Below are 15894 nucleotides of genomic sequence, written 5' to 3'. Positions count from 1 at the left end.
AACAATGCTAAAATTTGCGCTTTTTCAACCACTACTGCCGCCAATGCCCGCCATGATGCCTGCTTTCCGCCTGTCGCTGCTGTTTTTTGCCCTGATGTCTGCCTTTGCCCATGCCGACAACACCCCCGCGCCCACCGACCCCGTCCCCACCCAGAACGACCCCAAGCCACAAAAAAATAAAAAAAACAAAAACAATAAAAAAGACGACAAACCGCTCAAATACCCCGTTTCCGTACACACGGGCGACAGCGAAATGACGGAGCTGCTGCAAACCCATTTGCCCTTGATACAATATCAACGCAAAGAAGACTTGGACAAAGAGCAAATCGGCTATCTTGCCGAAGATGCGCCCGATGATGCCCGCAATATTTTGCGTACCGAAGGCTATTTCAACACCCAAATCCAAGTTTCCCCACAAGGCGAAGGCTATGAAGTACGCGCCGATTTGGGCAAGCGCACCCATATTGGCAATGTGAGTGTGGCAATCGGCGGCGATATTGTGCAAGACCCGCAATTAGGCAACTACTACAAAACCGCCACCGAAGGCTGGAAACTGCCCGTAGGCAATCCCTTTCGTCAAGAAGATTGGACGGCAAGCAAAGTGTCCGTACTTTCCGCCGTTACCCGCAAAAAATACCCCTTGGCAAAACTCACACACACCCAAGCCACCGTTAATCCGCAAACCCACAGCGCCGATTTAAATGTGAACGTAGAAAGCGGGGCGCCCGTGTATTTTGGCGAATTGGATATTTCGGGTGTGCAGCGTTACCCCGATTCGGTGGTGCGCGGTTTGGCGGATTTTAAAGCGGGCGACCCCTATGATTTGGATAAGTTATTGGATTACCAGCAGGCTTTAGAAAACAACAGCCACTATTCGGGCGCATCGGTACAAGCCGATTTTGAGCGCATCAGCGACGGGCGCGTGCCGGTAAAAGTATCGGTTTCCGAGTTGAAAAAACAAAAATTTGAAGCGGGTTTGCGTTTTGATTCCGAATACGGCTTGGGCGGCAATATCGGCTACGACCACTATAATCTGTTTGGGCGCGGTTATGTCGGTTCGGTATTTGTGGAAGCCGACAAATACCAAACCAAAGTGGGCGCAGGCATCAGCCAACCGCGCAGCAGTAAAGGCAATTATTTTACTTCCAACCTGTCTTACAACCGCAGCACCACCCAAAAACTGGAAAAACGCGCATGGAAAAGCGGTATTTGGCATGTGCGTGAACGCGGCAATACCGAAATCCGTTACGGCGTAGAATTTATTGCCGAAAACAGCCGCATTCCTGACAGCACCATCGTATTGGGCAAAAGCCATGCCACCATGCTTACCGCTTCATGGAAACGTCAAAATATTGAAACCCAAATGCGCCCCGCCAACGGCTATTATTTTGACGGCAAAGTCGGGACAACTTTAGGCAAGCTGATGTCGTCGGCACTGATGGCACGCGCTTCCGCCAATGCGGGTTACTACTTTACCCCAGAAAACAAACAATTGGGCACATTGGCATTGCGCGGTAATTTGGGCTATGTTTATACCAATAAAAAAGAAGCAGCGGGCGAAGTGCCTGCCGATTTGATGTTCCGCACTGGCGGCGCGGGCAGTGTGCGCGGTTACGAACTGGACAGCATTGGTCGCCGTCTGCCCGACAGCACCGCCGTGCTGCCCGACCGTGCTATGGCGGTTGCCAGCTTGGAATACCAATACCCGATTAAAGACAGCTTTGCCGCTGCCGTGTTTCACGACATGGGCGGCACGGGCAGACAGTTTAAAGACATCCGCTTCAAACACGGCAGCGGTGTGGGCGTGCGCTGGTTTAGTCCTGTTGCGCCTTTTTCGTTTGATATTGCCTACGGGCATCACGACAAACGCCTGCGCTGGCACATCAGCTTGGGTACACGCTTTTAATACGGCAAACGCGGGCATCAAGCCCGCGTTTTCATTTGGCGCAAATCCCAATATTATCATCACAAAAATTAAAAAATATCAACAATATATCAACAAAACCAATCCAACGCATCACAAAAACAAAAACACCCCGCCCAACCCTAGACGGCTGACACTATGCTCTTTAATATGCCTGCAAACGATGATACGCAATTGTCCGACCGCATTATCTCGCCTGCCCCACCACGCAGTCGGACCAAGGGGCAACGACATAAGGAACACACCATGGCAACCTCACAATTTTTCATGCCTTCCCAAAACATCTTGGGCGCAGGCGCACTGGACGAAGGTTTGGCGCAAGTGGCAGGTTTGGGCTTTAAAAAAGCCCTGATTGTTACCGACAGCGCACTGGCAAAATTAGGCATCGCCCAAACCGTTGCCGACAAACTGGCAGAAAAAGGCGTATCGGCCGTGATTTTTGACGGCGTACAGCCCAATCCCACCGTAGGCAATGTGGAAGCGGGTTTGGCAAAATTAAACGAAAGTGGTGCTGATTTTGTGATTTCTTTGGGTGGCGGCTCGTCTCACGACTGCGCCAAAGCCGTGGCACTGGTGGCAGCCAACGGCGGCAAAATCGCCGACTACGAAGGCTTAAACAAATCCAAAAAACCGCAGCTCACGCTGGTGTCCATCAACACCACCGCCGGCACAGCTTCCGAAATGACCCGCTTTACCATCATTACCGATGAAGAACGCCATGTCAAAATGGCGATTGTGGACAGCCACGTTACCCCCACGCTGTCGATTAACGATTCGGGTTTGATGGAAGGCATGCCCGCAGCCTTAACCGCCGCTACAGGCATGGACGCCCTTACCCACGCCGTAGAAGCCTATGTTTCCACCATTGCCACGCCGCTTACCGATGCCTGCGCGGTTAAGGCCATTGAACTGATTGCCGCTTACCTGCCTACCGCCGTTAAAGAACCCGGCAATAAAGAAGCCCGCGAAAAAATGGCGTATGCCCAATTTTTGGCAGGCATGGCGTTTAACAACGCTTCTTTGGGCTATGTACACGCCATGGCGCACCAATTGGGCGGTTTTTACGACCTGCCCCACGGCGTTTGCAATGCCCTGCTGCTGCCCCATGTGGAAGCCTTTAATATGTCGGCTGCCGAAGCCCGTTTAAACCACGTTGGCGACATTTTGACAGCGAACAATGCCGATTTAAATGGTTTGGGCGTAATTGATGCCATTAAAAAACTGGCGGATATTGTCGGCATTCCCCAATCGCTGGAAGAATTGGGCGTTAAGCGCGAAGACTTTACCGTATTGGCGGAAAACTCGCTCAAAGACGTATGCGGTTTCACCAACCCGCGCCAAGCCAATTTGGAAGAAATCATCGGTATTTTTGAAGCAGCCTACGGCAAACGTTCCTAAATCACGGATTTAATCCAAACACACACGCCCGTTTCCTTGATGAAACGGGCGTTCAATATTATCGGGCTGGTTCAGTCCAACTCTGCCCGCGAAAAAATATCCAAAATCAGCTCTTTATTTTCCAACGCTTCCTTAAAAGCCAAAACAAAGGTTTTTAAAGCCTGCTCATCGCTGCAATAAGCGCAAAACATACCCGCTTCAGGGTCAAACTCAATGATTTCAGCCAGTTCGGGCAATTGCTCTGCCACAAACACCACCGCCAAAGAAGTCCAATCGTAGCCGCTGCCCTCAAAGCCTTCATCGGCACGGCTGTCAAAAACCGCTTGGTAGGCAGCCACATTATCTGCATACAGGCACACGGAAAAATAATCATCGTGTTCCACCCAAAAAAACGGCGCGAGAGTTTGTTTAAAATCATTTGTATCCATGATGATTCCTTTATTTTTTAAGTAAAAGTGCTTGAAAACTGCAACAGAAAACAGTTTAACCCGATTAGAATAAATAATCAATCCGTATTGTTGGGCACGCCCTAATTTTGCGCTAATTTTTGTTCGGTATCATGCAGGGCATGGTTACTTTACAGCCAACTTTGATTTAACCCCATTCCACCATTTAACAAACATTTAAGGAAATATCATGTCTAAAAAAATCTTGGCAGGCGTATTGGCTGCCGTTACTTTCGCCACCGCCGCACCTGCATTTGCCGATGATGACGATGCCCGCCATTACCAACAAAACCGCGCCCAATACATCAGCTACGATAAAGCGGCCAATGCTGCCGTGGCACATGTAGGCGGCGGCGTGGCAGAAGACGTGGATTTTGAATACAGCATCCACAAAGGCGCATATTTTGATGTAGATGTCCGCCGCAACAACGGTCAGGAATACAAAGTAAAAGTAAACGCCAAAAACGGCAAAATTATTTCTTCACGTCTTGACGACTAAAAAATAAAAAACATACCGTCTGCACACCTTAAACGGTTTGCAGACGGTATTTTTATGATGTACCTAAAACATCAGGCGATTTCGGCGGCGTATTGCTCTGCGCTTAACAAGCCTTCCAAAGCAGCGGCATCGGCAGGTTGGATTTTAAAGAACCAGCCTTCGCCGTAAGGGTCGCTGTTGGCGGTTTCGGGTGCGTCAATCAGGGCTTGGTTGATTGCCAGCACTTCGCCTGCGATGGGGGCGTAAACGTCTGAAGCGGCTTTTACCGATTCAACCACGCCTGCCTGTTCGTCTGCTGCCAAGTTTGCGCCCACTTCGGGCAGCTCGACAAACACGATGTCGCCCAACAGCTCTTGGGCGTGTTCGGTAATACCGACGGTTACGCTGCCGTCTTCTTCCAAGCGCAGCCATTCGTGGCTGGCAACGTATTTCAAATCGGCGGGGATATTGCTCATGGTGTGTTCTCCATTGTGGGAAAGGGGGAAAGCGGTTTTCAGGCAAGCTGAAAACCCTTATTTTAGCCTAAATCAGGCACAACGGTATTGCCATTACGCCTGATGTTTAGGTCATAGCATTGTTTCTATTAAATATCCGTTTCCAAATAAACCACCTGTGTTTGCAAAAATTCTTCCAAACCGTATTTGCCGTCTGCGCCGCCCAAGCCCGATTGTTTCCAACCCGCGTGAAAACCTTGCATCGCTTCAAAGTTTTCGCGATTGACATAGGTTTCGCCAAACTGCAAACGGCGGATAACGCAAAACGCTTCGTTCAGATTACAAGCAGGGTTTGCACTTTGTGAATCAGCAGGATAAACGCGGATAAAAATATTATAACGCCTGACTACTCACGGTGGTAGGGGTGGTTGTGCAAAATGGAAACGGCACGGTAAAGCTGTTCGGTAAGCAGCACGCGCACCATGCCATGTGGCAAAGTTAGGCTGGACAGGCGCATCAGCAGCTGGGCGCGTTGCTTGAGGGCAGCGGTCATGCCGTCTGCGCCGCCGATAATAAAGCAGACGTGTTCGCCGTTTTGCTGCCAACGGCGCAAATGTTCTGCCAACTGCTGCGACGTGGGCGCTTCGCCGCGTTCGTCTAATGCCACGATAAAGGCGTGTTCGGGCAGGGCTTCTATAATGCGTTTTTCTTCGGCTGCCATGCCTTGCGCGGCGTTGATGCCTGCGCCGCGTTTTTCGGGTTTGATTTCTTTGAGCGTGTAACGGATGTCGCGCCCGAAACGCTTGGCGTATTCGGCAACGGCTTCATCTACCCAACGCGGCATTTTGCTGCCGACGGCTAAAACGGTGATGTTCATCATATTTACCTGTTTTAGAAATTCATAGTGATATCTTGTTTCTAATTATACATCCACCTATCTATAGGCATAGTTCTTATGAAATATTTATAGCTATAAAAAATTTAGCTTGCTAAAAAAATTTAGCTTGCTAAAAAAATTTAGCTTGCTAAAAAAATTTAGTATGGTATAATTTTGACATTCTCAAATTAATTCTATTTTTACAGAAAGGAAAAACTCAATGAGTCACGAAATGCAATCTATTGATGATGAACTGGCAGCCTTGAATAGACGCGAGAAAGAATTGCTAGCACAGAAAATTAAGGAATGTGAGAAAATTCTTCAAAGTCATGGGCAGGAAATTGCAGAATTGCAACAACGCGTAACCGAACTAGAGTCGTACCGCAACTCTGCCATTAAAGCAGATTTACATAATGGTATGACTGGAATAGCTGCTGCAAAGAAATACAACTTAAGCCCAAGTCGCATATCCCAAATTAAGAATAGCGATAAGCTCAATTAAGTGGAACTGCCGTCTAGAATTTTTCTAGACGGCTTTATTCATCTTCACAAGTTACCTAAAATAAACGCTTCAGTCAAACGGCGCGTTTGCGTATCGGCAGCCACCAAAGCATCAATGCTGTCGGGTTCGCCTGCGGGAATATGTGCCAAAGCGTGTTCTACGCTGCGGGCAATATCGCTAAAGCGGATGTGTCCGCGCAAAAAGGCAGCAACGGCGGCTTCGTTGGCAGCGTTTAACACACAAGGCGCAAATCCGCCTGCGTGCATGGCATCATACGCCAGTTTCAAACAGGGAAAACGCTGAAAATCAGGCTGACGGAAGGTGAGTGCGCCCAAAGTGGCAAAGTCTAGCTTGGCAGCGCCCGAGGCGATGCGTTCGGGCAAACCCAAGCAATAGGCAATCGGGGTACGCATATCAGGCACACCCATTTGCGCCAGAACCGAACCGTCGCGATAACGCACCATGCTGTGAATCACGCTTTGCGGATGAATCACCGCTTCCAAGCGTTCGGGCGGACAGTGAAACAGCCAATGCGCTTCAATCAGTTCCAAGCCTTTGTTCATCATGGTGGCGGAATCAACGGAAATTTTTTGTCCCATGCGCCAATTGGGGTGTTTGACGGCTTGGACGGGGGTGATGTGGTCAAAGTCGCGCAAATCGGTGTCGAGAAACGGTCCGCCTGATGCGGTTAAAACAATGCTGTCGATGCCGTGTGTGTCCAAATCGCCGTTAAAATCGCGCGGCAACACTTGGTAAACGGCGTTGTGTTCGCTATCTACAGGCAAAATGCGGGCGTGGTTTTGACGGGCGGTGTCCATAAACAAACGTCCCGACATCACCAAGGTTTCTTTATTGGCAAGAAACACGGTTTTGCCTGCGGCGGCAGCAGCTAAAGTGGGGGCAAGTCCCGCCGCACCAACAATGGCTGCCATTACGCCCGTTACTTCGGGCGCGGAAGCGACATCACACAAGGCTTGTGCGCCGTGTAAGACTTCCGTTGTGCTGTTTTGTTGGGCGAGTAAACGGCGCAATTCGGCGGCTTCGCTTTCGCCTGCTACCACGGCATAACGCGGACGGTGAACGGCGCATTGTTCTGCCAAACGCGCGGTTTGGGTGTGTCCTGCCAGCGCGAAAATGCGGAAACGCTCGGGGTGGCGGGCCACTACGTCTAATGTGCTGACACCAATGCTGCCAGTGCTGCCCAGCAGGGTAAGGACTTGAACGGACATAAAGATTCCTAAAACTTAATCATCAATTTGCCGTATTTTAACGCGAAACAAACGCCTGAAAACAAACTGCTGTTTTCAGGCGTGTTTATTTAGGGCTGGCGGAATACTATCTACCGTACACAGCCCGCCAAGCCTTATCCAAACGGTCGCCAGCGTTTTTCAGCTCGCCCGTGTTTTTCTGATGGATGTCTTGCAACAGCAGCAGCTCGGCGCGTAAACGGTTCACTTCCAAATTCGCCTGAATCAAGCGTTGCTCGGCGGCATACAGGCGGCTGCGTAATTTCACCAATTCGGCTTGGTCGGTGGTTTGCGCTTTCACCAAAGCCTGATAACGCATTTGCGCGTTGGCAAGTTCGGCTTGGTTGGCGGCGGGATTACCGTTGGCAGCGGCAGCGGCGCTGAACACCAGCACGGCAGCAGCAGAAAAAAGTCTTTTCATACAAGTCTCCGAAAAAAATACGCCCGTATATTAGCATGTTGCAGATGTAATTGTGCGTTTTGCATTGGCTGCGGACAAAAATTGTTGGGCAGCAGACACATTATTTACAGGCGATTTTAAACTGTTTTTCGGCTATCGTACCCACGGTAAGCGGCATGTGGCGGATGGCGGTGGCACTAAAACGGTCTTCGCGCAAATGCTTGCCGCTTTCGTCCAAATAACGCACCACGGCGATGCGGTAGCTGCGGTTTTTACAATGAAATTCCCAATCGCTTACCGCCACTTTATAACGCGGCGTGCCGATATAGGCTTCTTTGGCGGGATTGACCACGATTTTGCGGTCGCGCAAACGCGCTTGGTCGCCTGTGCGCTGCACGCTGCCCGTTTCGTACGCCACCACGATGTTGTTGTTGGCAATCGTGCCGATGTCTTTCCAAGTACCGCTCATGGCGGGCGCGGTGTAAGCAGGCATATTACTGCCCGCACAGGCAGACAGTAGCAAAACAGTAAACGCAACAGGCAGTAAACGGCTATTTTTTATCATCATCAAATCATTCCTTTTGATTGAAAACAGGAAAAACAGGATTGTAACCCAATTGCATTGCTGCTGCGCCCTTGACGGCGGTACAATCGCCGTTTTTCCCGAACACGTCCCGCCCCATCATGTTTCAACACACAGGGCAATCCATAAAGCACAGCCTTATGGGTTACCCTGATTCGGGTGGGGTAACACCCCGAACGAATAAAAAAGCTGATTTTACCGCCGTAAACAGCGGGGTTTCAAACCGAAAAGGAATTTTGATGAACGCTGCCCGCCATATTTTGCAAACCACTTTCGGCTATCCCGATTTTCGCGGCAATCAGGCGCAGATTGTGGAAACGGTGGCGGCAGGCGGCAATGCCATGGTGCTGATGCCCACAGGCGGCGGCAAATCCTTGTGTTATCAAATTCCCGCACTGCTGCGCGAAGGCGTGGCGGTGGTGGTGTCGCCGCTGATTGCGCTGATGGACGACCAAGTCGCCGCCTTGCGTTTGGCGGGGGTGGAAGCGGCGGCGGTACATTCAGGCGTACCGTCCGAACAGCTGCATCAGATTGCCGATGCCGTTCGTGTGGGGCGTTTGAAACTGCTGTACGTTGCCCCCGAACGAGCCGTATCAGAAAAATTTTTACGCTTTTTAGACCATCATTTGATTTCGCTGTTTGCCATAGACGAAGCCCACTGTGTGAGCCAGTGGGGACACGATTTCCGTCCCGAATACCGTCAATTGGGTTTGTTGGCGCAGCGTTATCCACATATTCCCCGCATTGCCCTCACCGCCACCGCCGACGCGCAAACCCGCGCCGACATTAAACATTATCTGCATTTGCAGGAAGCCGCCGAATTTACTGCCAGTTTCGACCGTCCCAATATCCATTACCAAATTGTTGAAAAAAACAACGGCAAAAAACAATTATTGGATTTTATTCAAAAACAGATGCGCGGACAAAGCGGGATTGTGTATTGTCTCAGCCGCAAAAGCGTGGAAGACGTGGCAGCGTTTTTGCGCGAAAACGGTTTAAACGCGCTGCCCTATCATGCGGGTTTGCCCAATGAAACACGCGCCGAACACCAGCGCCGCTTTACCCGCGAAGACCACATTATTATGGTGGCAACCGTGGCATTCGGCATGGGCATCGACAAGCCCGATGTGCGTTTTGTCGCGCATTTGGATATGCCGCAAAGCATTGAACATTTTTATCAGGAAAGCGGACGCGCAGGACGGGACGGACTACCCGCCCACAGCTGGCTGTGTTACGGCATGAACAATCTGATGCTGCTGCGCGAGCGCATCGCCCAAAGCGGCGCAGACGAAACACAAAAACAAATTGAATTGCAAAAACTCAATGCCGTATTTGACGTGTGCGAAACCGCAGGTTGTCGGCGTGTGCCGCTGCTGCGCCATTTTGGGGAAGCCTCTGAACCGTGCGGCAATTGCGACAACTGCCTCAATCCGCCCGTGCGTTTTGATGCCACCGAATCGGTACGCAAACTATTAAGCTGCGTGTACCGTGTCGGACAAAGTTTCGCGGCGGGTTATGTGATTAACGTATTGCGCGGCAAAGCCGATGATTGGATTGCCCGCAACCGCCACGACACATTATCTACCTTTGGCATCGGCGCAGATTTAAGCGAGAAAGACTGGCGCAGCATTACCCGCCAATGTATCGGTTTGGGTCTGCTGGACAGCGACCCTTATCATTTTCACGCCCTGCGTTTGACCGAAGCCGCCAAGCCCGTTTTAAAAGGCAGCGAAACCGTGTTGTTGCGCCCGCTCAAACGCGCCAAAGCCGCCGTACAAACCCCGCGCGGCGACTGGCTGCGTACCGAACGCGAAGAACGTTTGTGGCAGGCATTGCGGCAATGGCGCATCGGGCGTGCCAAAGCCGATAATGTGCCTGCCTATATTGTGTGCGGCGACCGCACCTTGCAGGACATTGTGCGCCGTATGCCTGAACAATTATCAGATTTGTCGGAAATTTACGGTTTGGGCGCAGCGAAAATCACCCAGTTTGGCGCAGAGATTGTGGCGGTATGCGCCCGTTTTGCCGCGCAACAGAATGATTTTGAAGAAATGGCGTGATTTATAAAAAACCCTGTTTTTTTAGAAATTTTGCCAAACGCTCGGCAAACAGGCGATAACCTGCGGCGTTGGCGTGAATGGCATCGGATTTCAAATCCTTATCCGCCAAAATATCGCTCCACGCATCGGCAAACAGCGGAATTTGATGCTGTTTTGCCAATTGTGCGTACAAGGGGTGGTCGTCCAAATTTCCAATCACCGCGCCCAAAGACGGTTTGGGCTGGGCAATCAATACCACAGGCACAGGGGCGCATTGCTCAATGATGCGGCTGATGTTGGCACGGGTTTGGTTTTCGGGGTAACGGCGCAAAAAGTCGTTACCGCCAATCCCGACTAAAACCAGCTTGGGCTGGTGTTCGCGCAACAGCGCAGGCAAACGCGCCAAAGCTTGTGCGGACGTGTCGCCCGATATACCGCCGTTATGCACGCGCCAACGGCTGATTTGGGCGAGTTGCGCGGGATAAGCGGCAGCGGGGTCTGCACCGTAACCGAAAGTCAGCGAATCGCCCAACGCCAACACCGATGCGCCTGCGGGCAATTTGGCATGGGTTTTGCCGCCACAGGCACTCAATACGGCAGCAGCCGCACAGCCCAACAACAGGTGGCGGCGCGAAAGGGAAACATTCTGATGGTGCATTAACGTTGTTCCTGTGCGCGTATGCGCCAAACCGCCCAAACCGCAAACGCAGCCGTAGGCAAAGTAGCAGAAATAAAAGCAGGTACGCCGTAAAGCTGGCTGGTAAAACCAAACAACCTGCCCGTAAAATAAAACAGCAGTCCCAAACACACCCCGCCAAACAGTTTCAAACCCATATTGGTGTGTCGTCCCGAAGTGGGCGTAAACGCCAATGCCAGCAATGCCATCACCGCCGCCGCAGCGGGATAAGTGAGTTTGTTCCACCACGCCACGCGGTAGGCTTGGGTTTGCTGACGGTTTTGTTCCAAATGGCGGATATAACGCCCCAAAGCAGCAAACGACATCTGTTCGGGTTTGATTTGCAAAATCGCCAACAAATCCGCGCCCACACCGCTGCGCCATAAACGTTGCGGCTGCGCGGTGGTGCGTACCTGTTCTGCTGCCAACACGCTGCTGCGGCTGTCAAACAGCAGCCATTGCCCGTTTTCCACCCGTGCGCGTGGCGCGTACACGGCTTCACGCAGTTTGAAATCGTCGCCATAATGCCAGATTTTGACACCGCTCAAGCTGTTGTCGGGCAATACCGAAGCGATATAAGTCATGCTGTGGGCTTCTTTAATCCACACCCCGTCCCGCGAAGCGGATACCTGCCCCGATTTGGCGGCGGCTTTTAAAGCATCGGCGCGGCGGCTGCTTTCGGGTGCAACCCATTCGCCCAGCAATACCGTTGCCAAGGCAAATATGCTGCCGAACACCAGCACCATGCGGATAATGTCCGCGTTACTCAAACCGCTGGTTTTCATCACTGCCCATTCGCTGTCGGCAGCCAAACGGTTCAGCGCAAACAATCCGCCCAACAGCACCGCCAAAGGCATTAACTGATAAGCACGGGACGGGGCTTGCAGCAAAATATATTGAAACGCGGTGGCGGTGGTGTAGCTGCCTTTACCGATATTGCCCACTTCGTTCAGCAAATCAAAAAAGCTGTACAACGCCGCCAATGCCAATAATGCTGCCAGTGCCGCCGTTCCCAAGCGGCGCACCACATAACGGGTTAATAGTTTCATACTTTACGCTTGGCGCACATGATTTCGGCTTCTACTGCCAATTCGCCTTCTACTAAAGCGGTGGCTTTAAATTTGCCGATGCCACGTTTGCTTTGCAACAACTCAATTTCAAATACCACACGGTCACCCGGAATCACTTGACGTTTAAAACGGGCGTTATCAATGCCTGCAAAAAAATAGATTTCATCGGGATTGCGTCCGCCTTCGCTCAAAATCGCCAACGCACCGCACGCCTGCGCCATGGCTTCAATCAGCAATACCCCCGGCATTACGGGAAAATCGGGGAAATGCCCTTGAAACTGCGGTTCGTTCATGCTGATGTTTTTTATTGCGGTTAGGCGTTTATCGGGTTCAAAGGCAGTTACGCGGTCCAGCAGCATAAAAGGATAACGGTGGGGAATCAGTTTTTGAATGTCTTTGGCTTCAATCGGCAGGGTGGGTGTGTTCATTTGTTATCGTCCTTTAAAAAATGTGCAAATCAAAAAAACGATTTTAGCAAGATTGCGCGGTAAAATCCCGTCTTTCAAACGCGGTGTTCAAAAGACGGGCAAGTAGGGGGATACACCCTAGCCAAACAGCACCCACAGCGCTGCATACGTGCTGACCACGGCAATCAGTCCGTCAATGCGGTCCAATACGCCGCCGTGTCCGGGCAACAGGTTGCTGCTGTCTTTCATGCCTGCGCCGCGTTTGAACCAGCTTTCCAACAAATCGCCGCCAATGCTCAACGCCACCATCACCGTTACCAGCAAAACCAGCAAGAACACGCTGCCTTCCGCCCCCCACACGCTGCGCGACAGCAAAATATAGCCCATTACCGCCACCAAACCGCCTGCCGCGCCTTCCCATGTTTTCCCCGGACTGACGGCAGGGGCAAGTTTGCGTTTGCCCCAGCGTTTACCCGCAAAATAGGCAAAAATATCCGCCACCCACACAATACCCATTACCCACAACAGCAATGCCGCGCTGCCTTCCAGCCGCAGCAGGCGCAGGGCAAACCAAAACGGTATCAGCATCATCAGTCCTGCCGCTGCGGTGCGCACATGCAGTCCGCGCCACGACCATTTTTTCCACAACCAAAACGGCATCAGCACCAGCCAGAACACCAGTACGCCCGCCCACGCCAAGGCGGGAAGCTGCCAGCCGCCCAAATACGCCGTCAGTAAAAACAGTGCTACCGACACGGTGTAAACCGTCTGCTGCTTAACCGTAAACCCGCACAGGCGCGAAAATTCCCACAATGCGGTCAGCACAATCACCCCCGCAAACGCCGCCCACACCGCCTCGCCTGCGGCAAACAGCATCAGCAACATCAGCGGCAGCAACACCAATGCCGTGATAATTCTCTGTTTCAGCATTATTTTTTCCTTTTTCAAAACAAACGACAGCCTTGTTGCCGCTTAAATAGGCAATATCAATCCCGCCATTATAATGGAAGCGGCAAAAACTGTGGCAAAGCTGTCTGAAAAAGCCGTCAAACCCGTGGTTTAAACTGCTTAATCAGCAAAAAATGCCGTATAATCGGAATCTTTACCATTCTCAAAAGGAGCATATTCCCCATTTCCCCACCCGCACCCGAAACGGTACATTTATCCCGAAAAGGAACGTTATAATGTTTCAACACACAGGACGACGCATCAAGCGCAGCCCGATGTGTTGTCCTGATTGGAACGTGCTTACGCCCCGCCCCGATAAAAGCGGATTTTACCGCGCCATGAACGGCAGGGGTTTCAAACCAAAAAGGAATTCTGATGAAACAATGGTTCAAACGCGCAGCCTGCGCAGCCGCCCTTGCCCTGCATTTGGGCAGTGCCGCCGCTGCCGATATTGTGATTGATGCGGGACACGGCGGCAAAGACCCCGGCGCCATCGGCACCTTGGGCAAACACGAGTTTAAGGAAAAAGACATTGCCTTGGACATGTCTTTGCAATTGGGTAAACAACTGAAGAAACAAGGTTTCAGCGTTGCCATGACCCGCAAGGACGATACTTTCCGCCCGCTCAGGCAGCGTTTGGCCTATGCGCGTAAACACTGCCGCAAGCTGTTTGCCTCGGTGCATGTCAATGCCGCCAAACACGCCCGCGCCCAAGGCGTACAGGTTTATGTTTCCCGTCAGGCCGATAAAACGGCAGTCGGCAAAAAAAGTCTGCAAATCGCCCAAAACGTCCAAAAAGCCTTTAATCCGAAAAAACCCGCAGTCCGCCGTGCTGGTTTTATGATGCTCAAAAACACCAACTGCCCCACCCTGCAATTGGAAATGTATTACATGAGCAACAAAAAGGATTTAAAAAAGCTGTCCGACAAACGCCAGCGCCGCGTGATTGCCGAACGTTTGGCAAAAGTGTTGGGTAAGAGCCTGCGTGCCAAAGGCTTTAAAACCAGCTTTAAGCCCGCAACCGAAACCGCCGTTAAAAAACCCGCCAAAGCAAGCGCGAAAACGGCAGCAGCCAAGGCAAAACCCGCACCCAAAGCCCGCCCCGCCGCAAAAGCAAAAGTTATTGCAAAGGCAAAAACGGTAAACCAAACCAAAAAAGCCCAAAGCAAAACCCGCACAGCGGCACGCGCCAAAGCCAAACGCTGATACCTTACCGCTTGTCCGCACCCTACCCGAAACCCGTCCCGACCCCGACGGTTTTCGGGTTTTTTCACACCGTGTTTTACGATACAATCAGCGCCCCTTTCGGGCAAAGCAAAACCCATGATTTATCAAAAACAGTTTTTTAAAGACACCACCACTGTTGCTGTAGGCACTTTTTTTATTTTAGTGGCGATTTTGGTGTTTACCCAAGGCATCAATCTGCTCGGACGCGCCGCCGACGGGCGCGTGGCCGCCGAAGCCGTTGCCGCACTTATCGGCTTTTGGACGCTGGGCATGACCCCGTTGCTGCTGGTACTGACTGCCTACATCAGCATCTTGACCGTGCTGGCACGCTATTGGCGCGACAGCGAAATGTCGGTATGGCTGGCAAGCGGTTTGGGATTGCGCCACTGGCTGCGCCCCGTGTTTGCCTTTACCCTGCCTTTGGCGGTGCTGGTGGCGGTGATGCAGTTGGCAGTATTGCCGTGGGCGGAATTGCGCAGCCGCGAATACGCCGAAATCTTAAAACAAAAACAAAATCTCTCACTGGTAGAAGCAGGCGTATTCCGCGAACTGGGACGCAAAAACGGGCGCATTTATTTTGTGGAAACCTTTAATCCCGACCAAGGACAGATGCGCAATCTGTTTTTACGCGAACAGCACCCCGACGGCAGCGACAGCGTAATTTTTGCCCAATCGGGGCATTTTGACCTAAACGACGGCACGCGCAAACTGGTGTTGGAACAAGGCTACCGCTACCGTGGCAGCGCGGGCAAAGGCGATTTTGAACAGATTTCCTTTGAACGGCTTAGCCTAGCCATCGCCACCGCACCCACGCTTACCGACCCCATTTCCCACCGCCGCACTTTGCCTACTTCTGCCCTGTTTGCCAACCCCGACCCCAAATACCGCGCCGAACTGATGTGGCGCATCTCGCTGCCGTTTACCGTGCTGCTGCTGGGCTGGCTTGCCGTGCCGCTGTCCTATACCAACCCCCGCAGTGGTGCGTCTTATCACGTTTTAACCGCCGCAGGCTTTTTTCTGCTCTATCAAAACGGACTGACCCTGCTGCGCGATGCCGTAGAAGACGGCAAAATTCCCTTTTGGGCAGGGCTGTTACCCATGCACCTGCTGATGGCTGCCTGCGCCGTGATACTGCTGCGGATGCGTACCATGCCCGCACAACCCTTTTTCCGCGCCTTAAAACAAGCCCTGCGCCCATAATTATAGTTGGTGAAAAT

17 protein-coding genes and 1 pseudogene are annotated in these 15894 nt (G+C 51.8%); 7 read left to right on the top strand and 11 right to left on the bottom strand.

The window, feature by feature from the left end; translation table 11 throughout:
• The first annotated feature begins 55 nt into the window (after positions 1-55).
• Entirely contained in the window at positions 56-1906 is a 1851-nt protein-coding gene (locus H3L98_RS02990) for an autotransporter assembly complex protein TamA (RefSeq protein WP_034333666.1), read from the top strand.
• A 264-nt stretch (positions 1907-2170) separates the two neighbouring features.
• Positions 2171-3322, top strand: coding sequence for an iron-containing alcohol dehydrogenase (locus H3L98_RS02985; RefSeq protein WP_027022219.1), 1152 nt, complete (start codon positions 2171-2173; stop codon positions 3320-3322).
• A gap of 71 nt (positions 3323-3393) precedes the next feature.
• On the opposite strand, the gene H3L98_RS02980 is transcribed toward H3L98_RS02985, so the two are convergent.
• On the bottom strand, positions 3394-3750 hold the full coding sequence (locus H3L98_RS02980) for an Imm51 family immunity protein (protein ID WP_027022220.1): 357 nt from the start codon (positions 3748-3750) through the stop codon (positions 3394-3396).
• Between the two features lie 208 nt (positions 3751-3958).
• Here H3L98_RS02980 and H3L98_RS02975 point away from each other — a divergent pair, with 208 nt between their 5' ends.
• Entirely contained in the window at positions 3959-4267 is a 309-nt protein-coding gene (locus H3L98_RS02975) for a PepSY domain-containing protein (RefSeq protein ID WP_051532093.1), read from the top strand.
• A gap of 71 nt (positions 4268-4338) precedes the next feature.
• Here the strand turns inward: H3L98_RS02975 and gcvH are convergent, their stop codons facing one another.
• The 3 genes and pseudogenes from gcvH to rlmH all read right to left on the bottom strand — a co-directional run bounded on the left by gcvH (position 4339) and on the right by rlmH (position 5578).
• Positions 4339-4722, bottom strand: a complete 384-nt coding sequence (gcvH, locus tag H3L98_RS02970; RefSeq protein ID WP_027022222.1) for a glycine cleavage system protein GcvH — start codon at positions 4720-4722, stop codon at positions 4339-4341.
• A gap of 128 nt (positions 4723-4850) precedes the next feature.
• Positions 4851-5042, bottom strand: a pseudogene (locus H3L98_RS02965) (aldehyde dehydrogenase family protein); the annotation flags it as partial.
• A 65-nt stretch (positions 5043-5107) separates the two neighbouring features.
• Positions 5108-5578: a 23S rRNA (pseudouridine(1915)-N(3))-methyltransferase RlmH gene (gene rlmH, locus H3L98_RS02960; protein ID WP_027022223.1), complete on the bottom strand. Its 471-nt coding sequence runs from the start codon at positions 5576-5578 to the stop codon at positions 5108-5110.
• Between the two features lie 220 nt (positions 5579-5798).
• Between rlmH and H3L98_RS02955 the strand changes: the two genes are divergently transcribed.
• Complete coding sequence (locus tag H3L98_RS02955; RefSeq protein ID WP_027022224.1) at positions 5799-6080, top strand: hypothetical protein; 282 nt, start codon at positions 5799-5801, stop codon at positions 6078-6080.
• Positions 6081-6124: 44 nt separating this feature from the next.
• On the opposite strand, the gene ispC is transcribed toward H3L98_RS02955, so the two are convergent.
• From ispC to H3L98_RS02940, 3 genes are all read right to left on the bottom strand, one after another.
• The gene (ispC, locus tag H3L98_RS02950; protein ID WP_027022225.1) at positions 6125-7309 is read right to left on the bottom strand and encodes a 1-deoxy-D-xylulose-5-phosphate reductoisomerase; all 1185 of its coding nucleotides are present in this window, start codon (positions 7307-7309) and stop codon (positions 6125-6127) included.
• Positions 7310-7415: 106 nt separating this feature from the next.
• Entirely contained in the window at positions 7416-7748 is a 333-nt protein-coding gene (locus H3L98_RS02945) for a hypothetical protein (protein ID WP_051532094.1), read from the bottom strand.
• A 100-nt stretch (positions 7749-7848) separates the two neighbouring features.
• Positions 7849-8295 (bottom strand): surface-adhesin E family protein, encoded by a 447-nt coding sequence (locus H3L98_RS02940; RefSeq protein ID WP_027022226.1) that lies wholly within the window; start codon positions 8293-8295, stop codon positions 7849-7851.
• A gap of 254 nt (positions 8296-8549) precedes the next feature.
• Between H3L98_RS02940 and recQ the strand changes: the two genes are divergently transcribed.
• Positions 8550-10370 carry a DNA helicase RecQ gene (gene recQ, locus H3L98_RS02935; protein WP_034333670.1) on the top strand — a complete coding sequence of 607 codons (1821 nt, stop codon included), beginning with the start codon at positions 8550-8552 and terminating at the stop codon, positions 10368-10370.
• Between the two features lies 1 nt (position 10371).
• Here recQ and H3L98_RS02930 read toward each other — a convergent pair whose 3' ends face one another.
• The 4 genes from H3L98_RS02930 to H3L98_RS02915 form a co-directional block, all read right to left on the bottom strand.
• Positions 10372-11007 (bottom strand): arylesterase, encoded by a 636-nt coding sequence (locus tag H3L98_RS02930; RefSeq protein ID WP_034333651.1) that lies wholly within the window; start codon positions 11005-11007, stop codon positions 10372-10374.
• Positions 11007-12074, bottom strand: a complete 1068-nt coding sequence (gene lptG / locus H3L98_RS02925; RefSeq protein ID WP_027022229.1) for an LPS export ABC transporter permease LptG — start codon at positions 12072-12074, stop codon at positions 11007-11009. The genes H3L98_RS02930 and lptG overlap by 1 nt, the downstream gene beginning before the upstream one ends.
• Positions 12071-12523, bottom strand: coding sequence for a 3-hydroxyacyl-ACP dehydratase FabZ (gene fabZ / locus H3L98_RS02920; RefSeq protein ID WP_027022230.1), 453 nt, complete (start codon positions 12521-12523; stop codon positions 12071-12073). Before fabZ ends, lptG begins: the two co-directional genes overlap by 4 nt.
• A 117-nt stretch (positions 12524-12640) precedes the next feature.
• Positions 12641-13432, bottom strand: coding sequence for a phosphatidate cytidylyltransferase (locus H3L98_RS02915; protein ID WP_027022231.1), 792 nt, complete (start codon positions 13430-13432; stop codon positions 12641-12643).
• 393 nt (positions 13433-13825) lie between these two features.
• On the opposite strand from H3L98_RS02915, the gene H3L98_RS02910 reads away from it, so the two are divergent.
• Both H3L98_RS02910 and lptF read left to right on the top strand, forming a co-directional pair.
• Complete coding sequence (locus H3L98_RS02910) at positions 13826-14656, top strand: N-acetylmuramoyl-L-alanine amidase family protein (protein WP_027022232.1); 831 nt, start codon at positions 13826-13828, stop codon at positions 14654-14656.
• A 117-nt stretch (positions 14657-14773) separates the two neighbouring features.
• Entirely contained in the window at positions 14774-15877 is a 1104-nt protein-coding gene (gene lptF, locus H3L98_RS02905; RefSeq protein ID WP_027022233.1) for an LPS export ABC transporter permease LptF, read from the top strand.
• The last annotated feature ends 17 nt before the right edge of the window (positions 15878-15894 follow it).

This window comes from Conchiformibius steedae, assembly GCF_014054725.1.
GTDB lineage: Bacteria > Pseudomonadota > Gammaproteobacteria > Burkholderiales > Neisseriaceae > Conchiformibius > Conchiformibius steedae.
This window is presented reverse-complemented; position numbering and strand designations above follow the sequence as displayed.